The following is a 19,213-nucleotide window of genomic DNA, read 5'->3' as shown; positions in this document are numbered from 1 at the left end:
ACCAAACCATGTTGAGCCACACAGTGCCTTTGCGGTAGCGTCTGCGTCGAAACAACAACGCTTCAAACGCGAGCTAGCCGATCTTTATCCGATCAATCAAGCCGCCCTACACATGGAAGCAGCCTGCCGATGAACACCAGTGACCTCGAAAACATCGTCGACCAGATCATCGATCTTCCACCCGAATGGCACGCTGCTGGCTCGATGTCACCGAAGATACTACGGGCGATGGCAAAACATTGTGCAGACAAAAACATCGAAAGATCAGTTGAAACGGGGGTCGGCAAGTCGACACTGCTATTGTCGCAGGTCAGCGCCAATCACAAAGTGTTCGCCATTGACGGCGGCGGCAGCCTGACGGCCACCAGACAATGCCACCTGCTGGCCAAGGAACATGTCGAATTCATCGAAGGACCGACCCAACAGACGATTCCGAAGCACGCGTTTGAAGGAAAACTGCAGTTCGCCCTGATCGACGGCCCACATGCCTACCCGTTTGCGGAACTCGAATACTACTTCATCTATCCGCTGCTCGATGAGGGCGCGATCTTCGTCATCGATGACATACACATCCCGACGATCTACAACATGTTTCAATTCATGAAGAAGGACGGAATGTATGAACTCCTCGAGGTGGTGCAGAACACGGCTTTCTTCCAGCGTACCGGCCAGGAAGCATTCAATCCACTGGGTGACGGTTGGGAGCACCAACCTTACAACATGAAGACGAAGTGGGCCGACCGCTCTTTGTCAGGCGCCATGAAGCGCATTATCCCCCAATCGTTGCACAAACCCTTGCGCAGCTATCTATACAACAAAGGTCTGTGGCGGTAGACGCCTTCGCGCTGGGCGCCGTCTGATCTCGCATTGACGAGGCACCGCAGCTCTCCCGCACACCTCTTTAACGGTTTCGGCACTATGGAAGTCAATCGCCGGCATCCCTACGCCGACGGTTGATGGCCATCTCGGCACTCCCTACGCTCGCGACATAACGCTCAAAGTCGTCGGCCGGCATCGGGCGCGCAAAGTAGTGGCCCTGCGCATAGTCGCATTGCATCTTCTTGAGAAGGTCCTTCTGCAATTCGGTTTCCACACCTTCGGCAATCACCGTGATGCCCAACTTGTGCGCCATGACGATCATCGCTTCGACCAATGATTCATCGGTACGGCAAGTGCCAAGATTGCGAGTGAACGACCTGTCGATCTTGAGAAAATCGATGTCGAGCTTCTTCAAGTACGCCAACGACGAATAACCGGTACCGAAATCGTCGATCGCAATCTGCACCCCGGCTTGACGGCAGCGCGCCAGTTTGTCGGCCACTTCCGGCTCTTGCTCAACGAGCATCCCTTCGGTGATTTCGATCACCACGGCACTTCCGGAAATGCCGTATTGCGCCAACAGTGACAGCCAATCGCTCTGCGACTGCGCACGCGACTTAAGTTGCAGTGGCGAGACGTTGATGCTCAGTTGAAAATCCCGGCACAGCTCTTTCGACCATTGCGCCATTTGTTGCAGTGCATTTTCGAATACCCAGTCACCGATCTCGATAATCACACCGGTTTCTTCGGCGATCGGAACGAACCCGGCAGGACTGATCTCGCCTTTCTCAGGGTGGTTCCAGCGCAGCAATGCCTCCGCCTTGCAGGCTCTTTCGCTGGCAAGATCGATGACGGGCTGGTAGTAGAGCTCGAACTCGTTGGCACTGATCGCCTTGCGCAGATCGGACGACATCTGCAAGCGCAACGCAGACGCCACCTCGAGGGCAGGCGTGAAATAGTGGAACTGATTCTTTCCCTGCTTCTTGGCCTCGTACATCGATTGGTCGGCGAATTTGATCAGGTCTCCGGCGTTGCTGGCGTCATTCGGATAACTGGCAATACCGATGCTGGTGGTAATAAAAACCTCCTGACCGGCGAGATCGTAGGGCTTGCTCACCACCTCGATGAGCTTGCCTGCGATACGGTCGACGTCCGCGCTGGAGAGCTTGCCGGCCAACATCACGACAAACTCGTCGCCACCCAATCGGGCCACGACGTCGCACTGCCGGACCGTGTCGATCAGTCTATTGGCCACCTTGGTCAGCAGCAGATCACCGCTCTGGTGACCCAAGACGTCGTTCACCTCCTTGAACCCATCAAGGTCGAGAAACAACACCCAGATCATCTTCTCCGCGCGCACCGAAAAACTGATCTCGCGGTTGAGGAGTTCGTGGAACAAGGTGCGGTTCGGCAGTTCTGTCAGCGCGTCGTAGTTAGCCTGGTGCCAAACGATCTCTTCCTTCTCCTTGGTTTGCGAGATGTCGGACATCGTCCCGACCATACGCTTGGGCTTGCCGTCTGCATCGAGTGCCACCACGCGCCCCCGGCCAAGCACCCAGATCCAGCTGCCGTCGTGGGTCTTCAGCCTGTGTTCGGCGCCCCATGTATCCGAGCGCCCTGCGAGGTGTTCCTGCAGACTCGCCAATGTGGCGTCGCGGTCGTCCGGATGGATACGCGACGCCCAGGTTTCGTATTCGGGCGCGACCTCCTGCTCTCCGAGAATCCTGCACCACGCGGGACTGTAGGTGACCGTGCCCTCCTTGATATCCCAGTCCCAAAGCCCATCATGCGCAGCGTCGAGAGCCAGCCTGTGAGTTTCTTCGCTGACCTGCAGGCTCTTCTTGACGTCCTCCAACTGCTCAATCTCGGCCCTGAGGTTTTCACGCATGCCGTTGAAGGCTGCGACGAATACATCGAGTTCATCCCGGGTTTTTTGCCTGCCGCGTTTCAGCGACAACGGCTCATCGAGGCTGTCGGTTCTGAAATGACGCAGATAGGCGGCAATGTCGCCGAGGTGCCTGGACACGGTGAATTGCACGATCAGCAAGATACCGAACGAGACGAAGAAGATGCGAACACCTTCGGCGGCCAGCATCACCAACAAACGACGCATGGTGCGATCGTTGATCGATCCGAGGTCTACGCTGACCCGCAGCGAACCAAGGGCTATCCGGCGCCCGCGCTCGAAGATGAGTGCGACGTCGTAGCTGCGCGGATCCTGCGCCGGCTGTTCCGCGCCAGCCCGATAAAAGCCGCCATAAGCGGTCTTGAGTTCGACCGCGTGAACGTCGGGTAGCGACCGAATGCTCTGCAGTTGAGTCTCTATCAACTGTGGATCGACCTGCCAGACACTCAGCGCCAGCGCCGGCAAGTGGCTGCTCTTGATACTGGCTATGCGATCGTCGAGGCGTTCGATGTCTTTTCGGTAGTCGGCATACAACTCTACGCCGGTCGCTATCACGGTAAGCAGTGCGCTCACCACCAAGATTCTGCGCAACAAGCGCACGTTGAGACTGGTGAAGGCGAACCTCCGCGATACCAGCCATTGCCAGCCGCTGCCCGATTCTTTGTTTGCCGGTGGTTGCTCCGGAGCCTTCACGCTATCGCTCACCCGCTGCCTTCTGCGACGCATCCCGCGTCCTGCAACCAAGCACGCCATTTGGGTTCGTTTTCGGCCAACCAGTGCCTGGCCGCATCCTGATGGCTGAAACCGCGCACATCGACCAACGCGGCCGCTTGCGAGATATCGGCATTGGACAGGCTGATGCGTTGTATCAGTGCATACGCGCAAGGCCAGATGGTCGGAAAGCGGCGCGAAACCGCCTTCTTCAGCCAACCGTCTTTCGGATTGCCGCAGTCCCAGGTGAGTTGCTCGTTGATCCCCCACTCAGGCTCAGTTTCGCAAGCCTGCGCGTAAACGGGGAACTCGACAAACTCACCTTCGTATATCGATTCGACCCAGTTCGGTGTCCAGTTGAACAACACGATCGGGCGCTGTTGTGCAACCGCCTCTTCCAGCACGCTTCTCAGTTCGTCGCCATCCTTCAGCTGCACGACATCGAACGGGAGACCCAGGGCGCGGATACGTGCACGGTCCGGCTTCTCCCACGGCCCGCTGTAATAGGTGCCGCGCGTGCCGCCGGCAGTCGCGAACAGCGGCGCACACTCACGCAGCGCTCGCCAGTCCGGCAGGCCGGGGCACTGGGCTTTCACGTAAGCTGGGTACCACCACTCTTCGCGCGTCACCGCCTCGTGGTCACCGGCATCGACAATCAAGCCGCGCCGGGTGAGGTCAGACATCTCTTTGGCCATGCTGCCTTCCCAGACCTCGATCTGAAGGTCAGCCTGCCCGCTGCTGAGCAGAAACCATTGACTGTCGGCTGCTTCGCTGAGGTAGGAGACGGAATACTTCTGTGCAGACAGGAGTTCGCCGGCAATGTGCGACACGACGATCTGACTGGTCCAATCGAGCGTCAATATCTTGATCGTGGGAGACGCCGCGTAAGCGGGCCCGCCTGCGAAAAACACCGCGATTGTCGCTGCGCACAGGACGCGCCATCCGGCCGTGCCGTTTGTCATGCAGCAGTCTCCTGGTGAACGGAAATGGCGATTGCCGACGGATTTACCGCCTACACCATGCTGTCGGCTTGCAGCGACATTTTTTGAGTGAACATTCTTATCGATAGCTTAAGGAAATTACCGTCGAGGCAATGACGGTCGCCGCTGCCGGCGTCATTCAGCAGAACGATTTTGTCGCGCCAAGCAAAACGAGCGATCAGTTGCGCGTGCCGCGCGTAGAACGTCAGATATAAGGTCATCTATACGACGCCCTCGAAAGCTTCGGATCAATCGATGAATGCGTCCCTCGAACCCATCGGATAGAGACGCCCCACGCGGCAGACAGGCAGAAGTGATCACGACGCCCGACGTCGCGGGAATGCGTTCGCCCTCGCGCTTGGCGACAGGCGAGCGATGGCGACCACGCTACCCGGCATGATCTCGCACCACGACCAAAGATGCACAAACGACCCGGCGACGGGCGCGCGACGAATGGCGAGAGCCGACATTGATGGCTCGGCGGCACGCCAACGATGCCGGCTACTGGCTACCCAACGGTACGGTCAACTCCATTTGTCTGCGGCTTCCCGTGGTTTCGATGTCCAGCGATCCCCGCAGTTGTTGTACCGACAGTTCAATGAGCTTGGACCCAAAGCCGGTTTTGCGTACCGAGGAGCCGTTCTTGGGCGGCACGGATTCGGTCCAACGCAGTCGAAATGAGTCTTCTTCATTGAGCCGCCAGTCGACGTCGAGTTGCCCGCTCCCATTACGCAGCGCGCCATGTTTGGTCGCATTGGTCGCCCACTCGTGAAAAATCAGCGCGAGCGAGGTGATTTGTTGGTACCCAATCAAGACGTCGTCACCTCTCAGCGTGATGGTGTGGTGACCCAGGTAGGGGCTGAGCGAAGTCTCGACCAGACTTTTCAGGAACACCGGGCCGTTGTCTTCGGTAACCTGGGTAAGCGAATGGGCACGCCCCAATGCGCCGATCCTTTCCCGGACGTCACTCACCAGTTCATCCACGCTGTCGGTATGTTGAGATGCGATAGCGACCAAACCGTTTATGACTGCGAAAAGATTTTTAACGCGATGGTTGAGCTCGCTCAGCATGGTCTCGCGCGCCTGCTTCAGCAATTGTTCCGCCGTGACATCGAAGTTGACGCCGACCAGCCGCTTCGGCACTTCGCCTTCCACCAGGCTCCCCAGGCCGCGCAGATAACGCAACTCGCCTGACAGGCCTTTGACGCGGAACATGGCTTGATAGTCGGTCTCGCCCGAGATCGCCCGACGCAGGCTCGACTCGACGGCTGGTCGGTCTTCGGGATGGATCCTGGCGATGATCGCGTCCACGTCGATCGATTCGGTGGGGCCGACACCGAGCAACAGGCGTTCGTTCTCGTCCAGCTTGGTCTCGCCGGACTCCACGAGATATTCCCATACCCCGATGCCCGCAACCGACAACGCAAGTTGCAGGCGCCTGCTCTGCGTGTCGAGCTCGGATTGGATAGCCAGATCGGCAGTCACATCGTTCAAGGTCATCGTTGCCCCCTCTACACAGCCATCGCTGGTACGGTAAGGTGCGATCCTCATCACCCAGGTTTTGCTGCCGTCACTGGTGGAGACATTGCGGACTGCAATATCACCGCCGGCCACGACCTTCTTGATGTCTTTGAGGTAGTCGACATCACTGAGAACACTCGACACATGCGTAATCCTGCGGCCTTTATCCGCAGGGGTTATCGAAAACACAGACAGCGCCGAATCGGTAAAGCTTCTGATCCTCAGGTCACGATCGAGGACAACCACGGCCATCTGGGTCGCTTCGAAGAAGTTGCGCAAATCGGCATTGGCCACAGTCAGCTGATCAACCTTGTCCTTCAATTCATCGTTGACTGTACTGAGTTCCTCGTTGGTGGATTGCAGCTCTTCGTTCATCGACATCATTTCTTCGTTGGAACTCTTGAGCTCTTCGTTTGCCGTTTCAAGCTCTTCCACGGTGCCGCGCAGGCGGTAGCGCGTGAGCCGTAGTTCGTCTTCCAGTAACTCGACCTGACTGCCGCCCGGTTGAAAATCGATGAAATCGTCTTGCGAGAAAGCCTTGAACGGCGCAACCGACTTGAAGATCAGCAGCATCGTGTCATCGGGCAAGGGGTCGACAACCACATCGACCTGCTGCACACCGAACTCGGCGCGTACTTCGACGTCGCGCGCAATCATTCGCTTACGCGATTGCGAGGCTTGTTGAAGCAGAGGCGACAACACTTCCCGCAGCCCAGCTCGCGCCAAGGCCGGTGCCAGCTGCGAAGCAAACCGCCCGGCACGAAACTCGAAAAACTTCCCCAGCTGGCCATTGGTAACCAGTATCTCTCCGTCCGCGCCAACCACCATCGATGCAGGCGCATAGGAATCAAGCACACGCCGCGTCGCTATGCTTTCTTCCCACGCAGCCGGCGACGCAGCTTTCGTACCGGCCGGCATGCGTGACGACCGGTGACGACTGGCGGTGCTATTCAGCGGCAAGTAGGTCAGGTACTTGGTATTGCCGTCGCGTCGGGTGAAGATGCGTGCTCTTCGATCCAGCGGGTCGAACAAGTCGTCGAACCGGCCTACGCTTTCGGACGACCCGAGAAACAGGTAACCACCGGCATTCAGGGCATAGTGAAACAGCGGTAACACCACCTGCTGCAGCTTGGTCTCGAAGTAGATGAGCAGATTGCGGCACGAAATCAGGTCTATCCGCGAGAACGGTGCGTCCTTGACCAAGCTGTGTTCGGAAAACCGGATCATGTCGCGAATTCGCGGGACGATTCGAAAACCGGTGCTGTCACCGATGGTGTATCTCGATCTCATCTTTTCCGGGATGTCGGCGAAGCTTGCCGGCGGATAGCGACCTTCGCGCGCCACCGCCAGCATGGCGCTGTCGATGTCGGTGGCGAATATATGGACCTTGGCGTCGCACGACAGACTGTCGAGCGCGTTGGCAACCAACATGGCAATGGAGTAAGCCTCTTCGCCACTTGAACAGCCTGGCACCCAGATACGAACCTCGTCGTCCGCTTCCTCTACCAACGGACGGATCACCGTCTGATCGAGCACGTCGAAGTATTCGGGATCGCGGAAAAAGCGGGTGACGTTGATCAACAAGTCTCGAAACAACAGGTCGACTTCATTGGCATCCGACCTGACGCGTTCAACATACTCGCCGGCGTCGCCGATATTCAGAATCTGCATTCGGCGCTCGATCCGCCGTGACACGGTGGTTTTCTTGTAGCCAGCGAAATCATGCCCGGTCGTAGCCGACAGGCTCTTGCACAGTTCGCCGATGCACCCCGCAACCGAGGTAGCCTGACCCGTGCCGTCCGGGTCGTCGCGGCGTTCGAAATAGCGTTTGAGGGTGGAAATGATATCCGGCGCGTCGCAGATGAAATCGACCAGGCCGGTGGCCACCGCAGACGAAGGCATACCGTCGTAACCGGCGGTCTCCGGCGCCTGCACCAGACCGACACCGCCATGTTCCTTGATGCTGCGCAGACCGATCGTGCCGTCCGCCCCGGTTCCTGACAGGATGACGCACGCAGCGTCAGCGCCATGGTGTTCAGCGAGGCTGACGAAGAAGTCGTCTATTGGTCGGCGCAGACCGCGCGGCTGAGCAAAATCGCGGAGCACCAGGCGATCGTTCTCGATGCCCAGGTTCTTGCCGGGTGGAATAACATAAACGCAACCCGGTTCAACCGGCTCGCCACTGTCGACCTGCTTGACCGGAACATGCGTTTTGCGCCCGAGCAACTCCGCCATCAGGCTTTGATGGTTCGGGTCCAGGTGCTGCACGATGACATAGGCCATCGGATCGGCATCGGACGCTTGGCACAGCATGTCTCCAAGTGCTTCGAGACCACCGGCCGACGCACCGATACCGACGATCGGGAATCGATCGACGTGGGTCATGGGTAACGTTGACTTCCGAGAAAGTTGGATTGGCCGAAATCGTCCACTCTTCGGAAAGCACGTTCGATATCATGTGTTAATTTTCGACCGTCTTAGACATGTCGCTTGGTCGATTTGAAGGCATGCGCCCTCACACGAGAGCGCCAAACGCTGAAGCCGCGGGCGTAGCAAGTTGATGGGACGTTCAACCGACCTTTTGCCGGTTGGCGGATAATAGCCGTGATCAGGCGATCGAGACCCGTTCAGACATCAGCATCGTGTACCGGCCCTAATACAAGCGATACGTTCAATCCACCGAAGGCAAACGAGTTCGACATCGCGTAGCGCATTGGCTTGTCGCGCGCCTCGTTGGTCACATAGTCAAGATCACAATCCGGGTCAGCCCCAAGGTAATTGATCGTCGGCGGCATGCGCTGTTTGCGTAACGCGAGGATTGTGGCGACAGCCTCCAGCGCACTGGCGGCACCGAGCGTATGGCCGTGCATCGATTTCGTCGACGATACACCAAGCCTGTCCGCATGCTCGCCGAATACCTTACGGATCGCCTTCGTCTCAATCGGATCGTTCTGCCCGGTACCACTGCCGTGCGCGTTGAGGTAGTCGATCTGTTGAATATCGATGCCCGCCGATTGCACAGCATTCGACATCGCACGTGCCGGGCCATCGACCGTCGGCTGCACGATATGGTGCGCATCTGAACTCATGCCGAAGCCTACGATCTCGGCGTGAATATCAGCACCCCTAGCCTGCGCGTGGTCCAGGGTTTCAAGTATCAGGGCCGCTGCACCTTCACCCAGAATCGTACCGCCACGATTGGCCGAGAACGGCCGGCAACAATCCTTGGCCAACACCCGCATGCTCTCCCAGGCCTTCACGCAGCCGTACACCACCGGGGCTTCTGCACCACCCGCGATCACGACGTCAGCCATGCCACTGCGCAGCATCAGCATGCCCTGAGCGATAGCATGCCCCGACGACGAACAGGCACTGGTGATCCCCAAGGTCGGCCCGGTAACGCCCAGGTCCATGCTGATCAGGCTCGCCGCCGAGCTGGGTATGAGCTTCGGTACGGTAAACGGATGCAGGCGTTTCGCGCCTTCTATGAGCAGTCGACGATAGCCGTCTTCCTGTGTTTGTTGCCCACCGACACCGGTACCGAACAACACGACGCACCGTTCGGCAAGCTCGGTATCGATTGTGATGCCGGCATGGGCGACCGCTTCGCGCGCTGCGACCACGGCAAACTGGGAGAAAGGGTCGTAGAACGACAAGTCCTTCTCGTTGATATGTTCGGCCGGAACGAAGCCGCGAACCTCGGCCGCCCGGCGGCATTGCACCGACTCCGGGTCGAAGCGGCTGATTTCATCGACGCCATCGAATCCCGCGAACAGGTTGTGAGCAAATGCTTCGCGATTGTTGCCCAATGCGGAAATCGCACCGAAACCGGTAACAACGATACGTTGATCCACCGTGTTCAGGCCCGCAGTTTCTCAATCAGTTTGACGATGTCGGCGATGGTCCCGAGGTTGAAACGGTTCTGAATATCGTCGGTATCTTCAATCGTGATATCGAAGTATTCCTCCAGATCGAAGATCAACTCGGCGACACCGACGGACTCAATACCGGTATCCGTCAGGTTGGTGTCGGCAGAGATCTGCGCAACATCGGTTTCCGAATGCTTTGCGACCAGCTCGATTACTTTTTGTTCTGTAGATTCACTCACCAATACTTCCTCACGCGATTTCTTCTGTTGTAATCATTCGGTTTGCCTGGCTATCCCACAACATCAATTTCAGGCATCGCCACACCTCTTTGGGATTCAGCGTGGTGACATGCGGCACCTGCAGTGCAGGAATCCCCTGCATGGCTTCCGGGAGACGGTAGAACGGTACCCGGTGATTGATGTGGTGTATGTGGTGATACCCGATATTGCCGGTGAACCAATGCATGATCTTCGGCATGTCGATAAATGACGTTGAATGCAATGCCGCGTAGGTATACGTCCAGTCATTGCGCTCTTTGAGTTCCATACCGGGAAAGTTGTGCTGCGCGTAGAACAGGTAAGCGCCGAGCGCCGCACCGATCATCGAAGGTAGCAGCCATACAAAAAAGTACAGCGCCAAGGCATCAGCGAGAAGGAAGCCGGCGAAGATCAATACCGCGATCGCGACCGCCAACAACCCTTCCCAGTTCTTGCGTGGCTTGCGCAAAAAGCCCTGTATGCACATGCCGTACAGAAATACCGTGAAATACCCGAACACGATCGTCAAGGGGTGTCGTTGCGCTCGATAAAGCCAGCGGCTCAGAGGTGAGGAACGCCGCCACTCCTCGACCGTCATGATGCGAAACGAGCCGATGTTCGAGAACTCGATGACCGAGGTATGCGCGTGATGGAAGTTGTGTGTCTCCTTCCAAATGCTCGGCGGACTCAGGGTCAGCATGCCATAGGTCCAGAACAAACCTTTCGCTATGGGCGAATCCCGCAGGATCGCGTGATGGTAGAAATCGTGAAACAGAATGAATGCTCGCACCATCAACAGACCGATGAGTATCGACAGCAACAGTCTGGCGACGGCGTTGTCGACGACGACCGCCAGCACCATGCTCGCCACCAACAGCGCCATCGTTGTGACGACGAAGCGCCAGCTCTTGCGTCGATCTTCTTTCGCGTAGACGCGTGTTTCCTTCAGCAGGTTTTGATCTGCCATAACCATCTCATCGGCATGCGGAGCATTACCGCCTCATTAAGTATCAAACAGCGATAATTGACAACACCGTTTCAGACACGGTCCAAGGGCGCTACTGTATGGCATTGAACAATGCCTGCACCTTCGCATGCAGAGTGTCGAGTTTCTTCTTCTGGACACCCAGCGGCGACAGGCTGGCCAGATCGGACGGATCCCACTGGTCGATTTTGCTGCCGAATTTCACGTGAATGCGGCCCGGCCGGGGAATGCGATTTCGGGCGGGCCACATCGCGTAGGCGCCATGGATCGCCGCGGGCACAATCGGACAACCCGTCTTGTCCTGCACGAAAACGATCCCCGCTTTGAAGGCCTTCAATTCTCCGTCCCGACTGCGCGTGCCTTCCGGATAGATCACCACCAGTTCACCCCGGTTGACCATCTCCACCGTTCTCGACAATGCGGTTCGCCCACCGCGCTGCCGATCGATCGGGAAAGCACCGAGAGAGGTGATGATTCGACTCACCATCGGATTCTTGAAATGCTCGACCTTGGCGACAAACTTGGCCTGCCTGCGTACGTGCCTGGCCACCAGGCTGTAGAGCACGAAATGGTCCAAATAGCTGGTGTGATTGGCGATGATCAGGGCGCCGCCTGTCTTCGGAATCTCTTCCAAACCCTCGCAGCGCGAAACGATCAGGTACGCCAGCGGATAGAACACGAATACCGACCAGTGCAGCCTGGGATGCTTCCAGCGATGCGACTCGGCATCGTTTGCGTTTGCCCAGGCAGTCAACGCCCGACCGGGGTTCACGACGTGGGCGCGCCCTGCCTGCTCGAGCATCGGTATGTCCCACGAGGAGTTGCCGAAGACCTCGATATGCCCAGGACGGTCGCCATAGTCTCGACAGAACTGCGTCAGAGCGAGTGACTTTTCCTCGCCATCCACCAGCCGGACGATCTCACCGGTCAACACGCCGTCGACTTCTTCGAGCGTGGTTGCCTGACAATGGCGAATACCCAGGCGAGCAGCGACAGCCGACACGACCACATGCCAGGACGCCGAAATGACCATCAGTTCATAGCCGCGCTGCCGGTAGTCAGCGATGCGCAGGTGCGCGTCGGCAAACACCTTCAGGAGAACAAACGGTACCACCCGCTCGTCGACGATCTGCTCGAGCCTGCGCCGTTCCAGCCCACGAAACTGTCGGTAGATACGCCGGTTGAACTCCACCGCGTCGCGCTTATACCAATAGAAGTACACCGGCAACGACAACACGAACCCAAAGAGCCACAGGTAACGCTTGAGGCCCGCGTAATAGGCGAATTTGATAACGATGATCTGATGAATGATGTTGCTCGACGTCAGCGTACCGTCGAAGTCGAAGCACGCCAGTTTCGATCGTCTGGCTTCGGCGCGTGGGTACGGTGAGTTCATTATCTGGTCGTCAATTCATTTCGGTCGGGACCTCTCGACCGGGTATTGCACAAGGTCCATCCAATCTCACGACATTGATATGACCGGGATACGATCGAACACCGAGGGATCGGACAAGGGTAAGAACACGTTTGCCGTCGCTCGGCTCCGCCGCGTCCGCCCAAGCAGGGCGGCGCCTGTCGACCCGATTCACTTCTGCGAATGGGCCGAACGATTCTTTACAAGTCGATATCCTAAAGAAGCGAACTCGACATCGGCAAGTCATCGGGGCAAGCCGCCTCTCGAATCCATGAATGCCCTGATCGTGACTCCAGCACGACGCCGGCTATCGAGCCGCCTTTCTGACGCCGAGGCTTCGAATGACTCGCTCGGAGCCACAAACGAAAAAAGGCCCCCTTGAGGGGGCCTTTTGTTTTATTGGCGGAGAGGGAGGGATTGATTCGCTGCTACGCAGCTCACCCCTTCGGGGCGCCGGCACAGCCGGCGTCTGCGCCATCACTACGTGATGGCTGTCGAACCACCATTTTGATTCCGAGGGTCCGAATCGATCGCTCGTAGTCGAATAAAGCAAAAGGCCCCACGCGGGGGCCTTTTGCTTTATTGGCGGAGAGGGAGGGATTCGAACCCTCGGTACGCTATTAACGTACACACACTTTCCAGGCGTGCTCTTTCGACCACTCAGACACCTCTCCTGGAACTGTTCAGGCGGGGTGCAGAGAAGCGCCGCGCCATGAAAACAAGGCGCGCAAGATTAAACCAGACCGGCGTCGGGCGCAACGTCGGCGCCCTCGCCGCGTCGGTTCAGAGGTGATGGCTGACGTGTGCCCGGGGGACGTGTTCCATCAGGTTGCGGAACACCTCGCCGTGCAGATGAATCAGGTGCTCATGGTCGCCCGATTCGAAATACACGTCCGCTTGATGGATCAGCGCCGGGTCGATCAGCACGTCGACACCGTAGGGTTCGCCCAACGCCGGAATCGCGCCTCGCTCGCAATCCGAAAATGTCGCCTCGATTTCGTCCTCGGGCAGCATTTCGAGATTGCGCGCCATCATCTGGTTCAGGCGATCCAGTTCCAGTCGGTGGGTTGCCGGTATCACGGCGAGAAGATAACTGTGGTCGTCGCCAAGTAGAACTGGCTTGGCCACTTGATCACCCGGCACATGCGCCGCTTCGGCGGCACGCATGGCAGAGTCGGTATGTGGATGCTCGACGATTTCGTAAGCAATGCCACGGCTCTCCAGATACTCCCGGAGTGTCGTTGCAACACCCATCACGAATTCCTCCCAACAAATTTTCACCCGGGTATTTCACCCCGCCCGCGAGCTGCCCGATTACAGGGAGACCAACCCTGCCGCGAAAACGAAGCCTCGCGGGGCAGACCGCTAGATTTGAAGTATAGTCACAGTTCTGAGCAACAACGGAACCCGACAGCAGGATGAAGAAGAAAGGCAAACGCCGTAGCAAATCTACCCCTTCCATTGCCTCCACCGCCGACCGCCACCATCTCTATGAACTCTCTGTGCAGTGCGCCGAGGCCGAGATCGATTTTGTCGACGAGACCTTCCGCAAGCTGAAAAAACGGCGCGCCAAGCTGCTGCGCGAAGACTTCTGCGGCACGGCCAACGTCTGCTGCGAATGGGTGAAGCGCGGCGACAAACGCGAGGCCATCGGTGTCGACCTCGATCCCGAAGTGCTCGACTGGGGACGTAAGAACAACCTGTCGAAACTCACGAAAAAGCAGCGCCAACGTATCACGCTGCTTGAAAAAAACGTCTTGAACGTCAAGACGGCCAAGCCCGATATCATCTCGGCGATGAACTTCAGCTATTGGCTGCTGAAGGAACGGCAGAACCTCAAGCAATACTTTAAGAGCGTGCATTCGTCATTGCAGGACGATGGCATCTTCTTCCTCGATTGTTACGGCGGCTACGACAGCCACAAAGAGATCGTCGAAGAGCGCGAAATCGACGACGACGGCGATGGCTTCACCTACATCTGGGAACAAACTTCGTTCAACCCGATAGACCACGAACTGCACTGCACGATCTCGTTCGCCTTCCCCGACGGTTCGGAGATGAACAAGGCGTTCAGCTACGAGTGGCGCCTGTGGTCGCTGCCCGAGGTGCGCGAACTGCTCGAAGAGTGCGGCTTTAGCCGGGTGACCGTGTATTGGCAGGGCTGGGACAAGGACGGCGAGCCCGACGGCGATTTCAAGCCCGCAAAACGCGCCGACGCCGATGCCGGCTGGATCGCCTATCTGACCGCCGAAAAATAAAAAAAGCGCGGTGTTTGCCGCGCTTTTTCTCTTCTCGCGATGCCTTGCGAGGCTAGCGGAACAACCCTTTCAGGGCATCGTCGAGTTTTTCCTTCACCTTCTCTTCGGCCTTCTGCTTGAGTTCTTCCTTCTTCTCGTCGATCTTGGCCTTCGCCTTGGCGTTGATTGCCGCCTGCAGATCAGGACGGTAGCTCGGGTTGTCCAGCGGACCGGTCACGCGCACCGGTATCGGCACACCCGACAGCTCGTCACGGCTCTTGCCACCCTGCCCCGCCAACGATTTCACCAACTCGGTGATCACGAGGTAGTCGATCGAGTTGTTCGGCAGATCCACCTTGCCCTTGCCCTCGATGCGCAACAGCGGTGACTTGGCCTGCAGGTCGTCGTTGCGCACGATACCGTTTGTCATCTGCAGTGAACCGCTGAGCTCCGAGAAATCGGTCTGACCCGGCGTGCCGGTTTCCATCGATTTGCTCTCGATCCCGAGCGCGGCGCTCGCCTTGCGCACGGTTTCGGCGATATTGACGCCTTTCAGCGCGCCATCGGTGAAGGCAAAGCGCGACGTGCCGTTCAAGCTGCGTTTTATATCAGCCTCACTGAGCCCGACCATGCTGACGTTCGCGTGCAGTTCACCGTTACCCGTCAAGCGATCCTCGCCGGCAACATCTTTCAGCAGCGGGCCAACCTGGATGCCGGTCAGTGAATTGTTCAGCGCCAGCTTCGGTTGCTTCCCGCGGGCGTCGAACGTGGTGCTACCGTTGAACTTTCCCTGGTAGAGATCCGCCGCCATCGGATCGACCTTGAGCACGCCGCCTTTCGATACCACTTTGGCCGTCACATTGCTCATGCGCGCATTGTTGACCTTGAGCTTGCCGATCTTGAAGTCACCCTCGAAATCCAGCGTGCGCAAACCGCCAAAGGGATCGGCCGACGCCGTCTTGCCACCATTCTTCGCCGCATCGCCGTCCGACTTTGCCGCACCCGCTTGGCTGCCGGCTGCTGCCGGTGGCATGTAGCGATCCAGGTCGATTTCATTCAACGTCATCTTGGTCCTGACGACCGGCCCGTCGGTCTTCAACACGTGTACGAAGCCGTCGAGTTCGGAATCATCGAGCGTGATCTTGAAGGGATCGAGTTTGACCGCGCCGTTGGCGTAGTCGAAGCTCAGTTCGCCACCGGCCTTGGTCATTGCGTTTGGATCGGTCGTCTCGATCGGGGTCGCGAACATCGATGCCAACGTCTTCAGATTGGTTTCGGCAATCTTGAGCTTGCCCTTGGCCTGGGGGTTGGTCTTCATGCCGCTGACCGCAACATTGCCGGTCGCCTTCATCGCCGGCCCGGTGATCTCGAGTTGATCGAGCGACAGCGTGTCGGCCCGGGTGTCGGCCACCATGTTCGCCTTCAGCGACAACTTGGCGCCACCCGACGGCAGCCCTTCGCCCTCGGCGTCCAGTAGCAGCGTCAGGCCATCGGCCTTGAACACCGCGAGGTCGTCATCGCTCGACAGCGTTACCTCCAGCGAGGCATCGAGCTTCATCGCCGGCGCGTTGCTGGTGAACAGCACCCCGGCCTCTACCGGCACCGACGCGCCCGGTTCGAGTGCACCGGTCACCAGGCGAACACCGTCGAGCACATACTGCTTGCCGGCCTGGCGGTCGTCCCAGGAGACCCGGCCCTGTTCGATCTGGATACCCTGCACGCTGAACTGCACGGCGGAACCCCCGTCTGAGGGCTGCTCTTTTTCAGCCGGCTTTTGTTCGGCATCGGCCGCGGCTTTTTCCGTCAGGTCCGCCCAGTTCGTTTTGCCTTGCGCGTCTTTTTCGAGGTTCAGGCGCAGGCCCTTGAGTACCAGGGTATCGACTTCGACACGCTGGCTCAGCAGCGGCCAAAGCTTCACGCGGATGTCGAGTTCATCGATCTCGGCCATGTTCTTGGCCTTGAAACCCGCGGCGTTGCCGACTCTCACCCCGCCGGTTCGCAGGCCCAGCCACGGAGAGTAGGTCACGCTTAGGTCCTGCTCGATCGCGATATCGCGCCCGAGTTCCTTCTTGGCCTGTTCAACGATCCGCGGTTTATGCTCGTTCGGATCGAACACGGTCGTCAGATAAACAACCACACCGACGGCCAGCACGACGATCACCAGGATCAGCCCGAATAACACCTTGAGCAGGGAACGCATACCTTAACCCTCTGGTCGGCGGACTCTCCGGTCCGCGTTCTTAGACATCGCCACAATCGAATATCGCGGCGTCAGTTCAAATTTTTTACGCAACCTTGTGTTCGTACAGATGTACATCGCGCTGCGGATACGGGATACCGATACCGGCTTCGTCCAGCCTGAGTTTCACCGCCTCGGTCGTATCGAAGTACACACCCCAATAGTCGGAGGTATCCGCCCACATCCGCATCACCAGGTTCACACTGTTATCGGCGAGCTCGGATACCGCGATCAATGGCGCCGGATCGGCCTTGACCCTGCCGTCCTTGGCGGCGATATCGGCAAGGATCTTTTTGACCTCAGCGAGATCCGCATCGTAGGCAACGCCGACGGTGAGATCGACGCGTCGCGTCGGTTTGGTCGAGTAGTTGACGATGTTGTCGTCGAGCAGCTTGGCATTCGGCACGATCACCGTCTTGTTGTCACCGGTGCGTAACGTCGTGGTAAAGATCTGAATATTCTCGACGATGCCCGAGGTGCCGCCACCTTCGATGAAATCGCCCACTTTGAACGGGCGGAAGATGATCAGCAGAAAACCGGCCGCAAAGTTCGACAGCGACCCTTGCAACGCCAGGCCGATCGCCAGGCCGGCGGCACCCAGCACCGCGATGAAACTGGTCGTCTGGATGCCGAGCTGGCTCAAAGCCGCCAACACCACGAACACCATCACGCCGACAAACACGATGCTGCCGACAAAACCGATGATCATCGGATCGGTCTTGCCGCGCGTCATCGTGCGTTCGACGATCGACTTGATCCACTTCGCCGCGATCCGACCAATCAACAGGATCGCGAGTGCCGCGAGAATCTTCAGTCCGTAAACGGCCAGCAATTCCTGAACCTGCGCAAGAATCTGCTCAGCGTTTTCCATCAATCTCTCCCCTGCATCTCAATATCGTCCGACCGCCGCAACGCCGTTAGTTGCCGAAAACTTCCTTCAGCAACTCGGTCGTGCGTGCCACCGGATTCTCACGAATCTTCTTTTCTTCGATCGCCAACTTGAGAAACAACCCATCCAGCGCCTTGTCGGTCACATAGTTGTCGAGATCGAGCGAACCGGTGTCGACCAATCCGCCGAGGCCACCGAGCATGCCGTCGGCCTGCGATTTCATCGACTTGTAGGCCGACGTTGCACCTGCGTTGTCGGTAGCTTCGGAGACGATCGGCAATACCGCTTCGTGCAGCGAACCACCTGCCCGCTTGCGCAGGAACTGCGTAGCCGCATCGTCCGGTCCGTTGAGGATGCCGCGTACGTCATCGAGGGTCATGTTACTGACCGTTTCTTTCACGATATCGAGCGTCTTCGGAATCGCCTGCTCGGCGGCACGGTTGACGGTGGTTTCGAAATCGTCGACGTATTTGCCTTGGCCTGCTGCGCGCAACGCCTTGGCCGCCTTACCGAGCACACCGGGCAGCGGTATGCGCACGCTCTTGTCGTTGAGGAAGCCGCCTTGCTTGCCGAGTATCTCGATTGCCCGCTCGGCACCAACGCCCAAGGCCTCTTTCAGGCCGTCGCTGATCTTCGAATTGCTCAGCGACGAAGTGCTGCCGCTCGAGCTGCCCTCTTTGAGCAGACCCTCGGCCGATTTGAAGAGATCATCCAGACCCGCGTGTGCGGTTGCGGCAGCCAGAAGACCCGCCAGCACACATACCGTCGCCATTCTTGTCCGTTTCATTGCAGGGCGCTCCGAGAGAAAGAGGAGTAACCTGCATTGTTAACATGTTTCTGCGCCGCAAACCAAGTGACTTGCCGCAAAGCGGTCTTATCGATGCACAAGAAGCAGCGTGCGACGCCGGGGGCGCGCCGCGGTTCGAAAGGTTGAGCGTTGGGATCAGGCCGAATCGCGGTGACCGTGCAGGCGCACGATCAGTTCGGCTTCGCTTTCGCTGAGTTCGAGTTCTTCTACCAGACGCGACACCGATGCCCCCTGCTGCACCAGCCGAATCGCATGGCTGTAGGGTTGGTCATCGACCTGCTGGTTCTCGTAGGTTTCCTGGCGCTCGGAGAGCACCCGCTCGCGTGCCGCAAGCTGTTGCAGCTTACGGTCCATGCCGACTGCGCCGGCGGTGAGCCCGGTGATGCTCTGGCGAACCAGTTCGAGCTGGGTCTGCAGATCGGCGGCACGCGCCTCACTGTGCTGCAGGCGTTTCGACGAACGCACCGCCGATACCCAGGCAACAACCGCGAGCAGCAATGCGAACGCGGCAAACGCCAGCGCTATCAGTACGACCAGGTTGTTGTCAGGCATATTCATCGATATGGGGCCGGCCATCG

Annotated in this window: 15 protein-coding genes and 1 tRNA gene; 2 read left to right on the top strand and 14 right to left on the bottom strand. The window is 58.3% G+C overall.

Translation table 11 applies throughout. From position 1 onward, the window contains the following. The first annotated feature begins 129 nt into the window (after positions 1-129). On the top strand, positions 130-834 hold the full coding sequence (locus B1781_RS06955; protein ID WP_078118966.1) for a class I SAM-dependent methyltransferase: 705 nt from the start codon (positions 130-132) through the stop codon (positions 832-834). A gap of 91 nt (positions 835-925) precedes the next feature. On the opposite strand, the gene B1781_RS06950 is transcribed toward B1781_RS06955, so the two are convergent. From B1781_RS06950 to B1781_RS06905, 10 genes are all read right to left on the bottom strand, one after another. Next, complete coding sequence (locus B1781_RS06950; RefSeq protein WP_164513290.1) at positions 926-3,430, bottom strand: bifunctional diguanylate cyclase/phosphodiesterase; 2,505 nt, start codon at positions 3,428-3,430, stop codon at positions 926-928. Continuing rightward, positions 3,427-4,398 carry an ABC transporter substrate-binding protein gene (locus B1781_RS06945; RefSeq protein WP_078118964.1) on the bottom strand — a complete coding sequence of 324 codons (972 nt, stop codon included), beginning with the start codon at positions 4,396-4,398 and terminating at the stop codon, positions 3,427-3,429. Before B1781_RS06945 ends, B1781_RS06950 begins: the two co-directional genes overlap by 4 nt. 50 nt (positions 4,399-4,448) lie before the next feature. Next, positions 4,449-4,637 (bottom strand): hypothetical protein, encoded by a 189-nt coding sequence (locus B1781_RS06940; protein ID WP_078118963.1) that lies wholly within the window; start codon positions 4,635-4,637, stop codon positions 4,449-4,451. Between the two features lie 280 nt (positions 4,638-4,917). Then, entirely contained in the window at positions 4,918-8,322 is a 3,405-nt protein-coding gene (locus B1781_RS06935; RefSeq protein WP_078118962.1) for a chemotaxis protein CheB, read from the bottom strand. A gap of 242 nt (positions 8,323-8,564) precedes the next feature. After that, complete coding sequence (locus B1781_RS06930; protein ID WP_334223901.1) at positions 8,565-9,791, bottom strand: beta-ketoacyl-[acyl-carrier-protein] synthase family protein; 1,227 nt, start codon at positions 9,789-9,791, stop codon at positions 8,565-8,567. A gap of 5 nt (positions 9,792-9,796) precedes the next feature. Then, complete coding sequence (locus B1781_RS06925; protein ID WP_164513289.1) at positions 9,797-10,045, bottom strand: acyl carrier protein; 249 nt, start codon at positions 10,043-10,045, stop codon at positions 9,797-9,799. 10 nt (positions 10,046-10,055) lie between these two features. After that, on the bottom strand, positions 10,056-11,030 hold the full coding sequence (locus tag B1781_RS06920) for a fatty acid desaturase family protein (RefSeq protein WP_164513288.1): 975 nt from the start codon (positions 11,028-11,030) through the stop codon (positions 10,056-10,058). Between the two features lie 91 nt (positions 11,031-11,121). Next, positions 11,122-12,444 (bottom strand): HAD-IB family phosphatase, encoded by a 1,323-nt coding sequence (locus B1781_RS06915; RefSeq protein ID WP_078118958.1) that lies wholly within the window; start codon positions 12,442-12,444, stop codon positions 11,122-11,124. Positions 12,445-13,045: 601 nt separating this feature from the next. Next, positions 13,046-13,136 (bottom strand) — tRNA-Ser (locus B1781_RS06910). 109 nt (positions 13,137-13,245) lie between these two features. Further along, positions 13,246-13,716, bottom strand: a complete 471-nt coding sequence (locus B1781_RS06905) for an aminoacyl-tRNA deacylase (RefSeq protein ID WP_078118957.1) — start codon at positions 13,714-13,716, stop codon at positions 13,246-13,248. Between the two features lie 164 nt (positions 13,717-13,880). Between B1781_RS06905 and B1781_RS06900 the strand changes: the two genes are divergently transcribed. Next, positions 13,881-14,720, top strand: a complete 840-nt coding sequence (locus B1781_RS06900) for a class I SAM-dependent methyltransferase (RefSeq protein WP_078118956.1) — start codon at positions 13,881-13,883, stop codon at positions 14,718-14,720. A gap of 52 nt (positions 14,721-14,772) precedes the next feature. Here the strand turns inward: B1781_RS06900 and B1781_RS06895 are convergent, their stop codons facing one another. The 4 genes from B1781_RS06895 to B1781_RS06880 form a co-directional block, all read right to left on the bottom strand. After that, a complete protein-coding gene (locus B1781_RS06895) occupies positions 14,773-16,899 on the bottom strand; it encodes an AsmA family protein (RefSeq protein WP_078118955.1) in 2,127 nt (708 codons plus the stop codon). An 85-nt stretch (positions 16,900-16,984) separates the two neighbouring features. After that, entirely contained in the window at positions 16,985-17,809 is an 825-nt protein-coding gene (locus B1781_RS06890; RefSeq protein WP_078118954.1) for a mechanosensitive ion channel family protein, read from the bottom strand. A gap of 46 nt (positions 17,810-17,855) precedes the next feature. Next, a complete protein-coding gene (locus B1781_RS06885; RefSeq protein ID WP_078118953.1) occupies positions 17,856-18,614 on the bottom strand; it encodes a DUF4197 domain-containing protein in 759 nt (252 codons plus the stop codon). A 156-nt stretch (positions 18,615-18,770) separates the two neighbouring features. Continuing rightward, on the bottom strand, positions 18,771-19,193 hold the full coding sequence (locus B1781_RS06880) for a DUF2802 domain-containing protein (protein WP_164513287.1): 423 nt from the start codon (positions 19,191-19,193) through the stop codon (positions 18,771-18,773). Between the last annotated feature and the right edge of the window lie 20 nt (positions 19,194-19,213).

The organism is Thiosocius teredinicola, from assembly GCF_002009425.1.
GTDB classification, from domain to species: domain Bacteria; phylum Pseudomonadota; class Gammaproteobacteria; order Chromatiales; family Chromatiaceae; genus Thiosocius; species Thiosocius teredinicola.
Note: the sequence above shows the minus strand (reverse complement) of the source record. Positions and strands in the feature narration are given on the sequence as shown.

Excerpts from the sequence above, each read along its gene's own strand:
- B1781_RS06955 (WP_078118966.1), top strand. The coding sequence starts at position 130 with ATGAACACCAGTGACCTCGAAAACATCGTCGACCAGATCATCGATCTT.
- B1781_RS06945 (WP_078118964.1), bottom strand. The coding sequence starts at position 4,398 with ATGACAAACGGCACGGCCGGATGGCGCGTCCTGTGCGCAGCGACAATC.
- B1781_RS06940 (WP_078118963.1), bottom strand. The coding sequence starts at position 4,637 with ATGACCTTATATCTGACGTTCTACGCGCGGCACGCGCAACTGATCGCT.
- B1781_RS06935 (WP_078118962.1), bottom strand. The coding sequence starts at position 8,322 with ATGACCCACGTCGATCGATTCCCGATCGTCGGTATCGGTGCGTCGGCC.
- B1781_RS06920 (WP_164513288.1), bottom strand. The coding sequence starts at position 11,030 with ATGGCAGATCAAAACCTGCTGAAGGAAACACGCGTCTACGCGAAAGAA.
- B1781_RS06915 (WP_078118958.1), bottom strand. The coding sequence starts at position 12,444 with ATGAACTCACCGTACCCACGCGCCGAAGCCAGACGATCGAAACTGGCG.
- B1781_RS06905 (WP_078118957.1), bottom strand. The coding sequence starts at position 13,716 with ATGGGTGTTGCAACGACACTCCGGGAGTATCTGGAGAGCCGTGGCATT.
- B1781_RS06900 (WP_078118956.1), top strand. The coding sequence starts at position 13,881 with ATGAAGAAGAAAGGCAAACGCCGTAGCAAATCTACCCCTTCCATTGCC.
- B1781_RS06895 (WP_078118955.1), bottom strand. The coding sequence starts at position 16,899 with ATGCGTTCCCTGCTCAAGGTGTTATTCGGGCTGATCCTGGTGATCGTC.
- B1781_RS06890 (WP_078118954.1), bottom strand. The coding sequence starts at position 17,809 with ATGGAAAACGCTGAGCAGATTCTTGCGCAGGTTCAGGAATTGCTGGCC.
- B1781_RS06885 (WP_078118953.1), bottom strand. The coding sequence starts at position 18,614 with ATGAAACGGACAAGAATGGCGACGGTATGTGTGCTGGCGGGTCTTCTG.
- B1781_RS06880 (WP_164513287.1), bottom strand. The coding sequence starts at position 19,193 with ATGAATATGCCTGACAACAACCTGGTCGTACTGATAGCGCTGGCGTTT.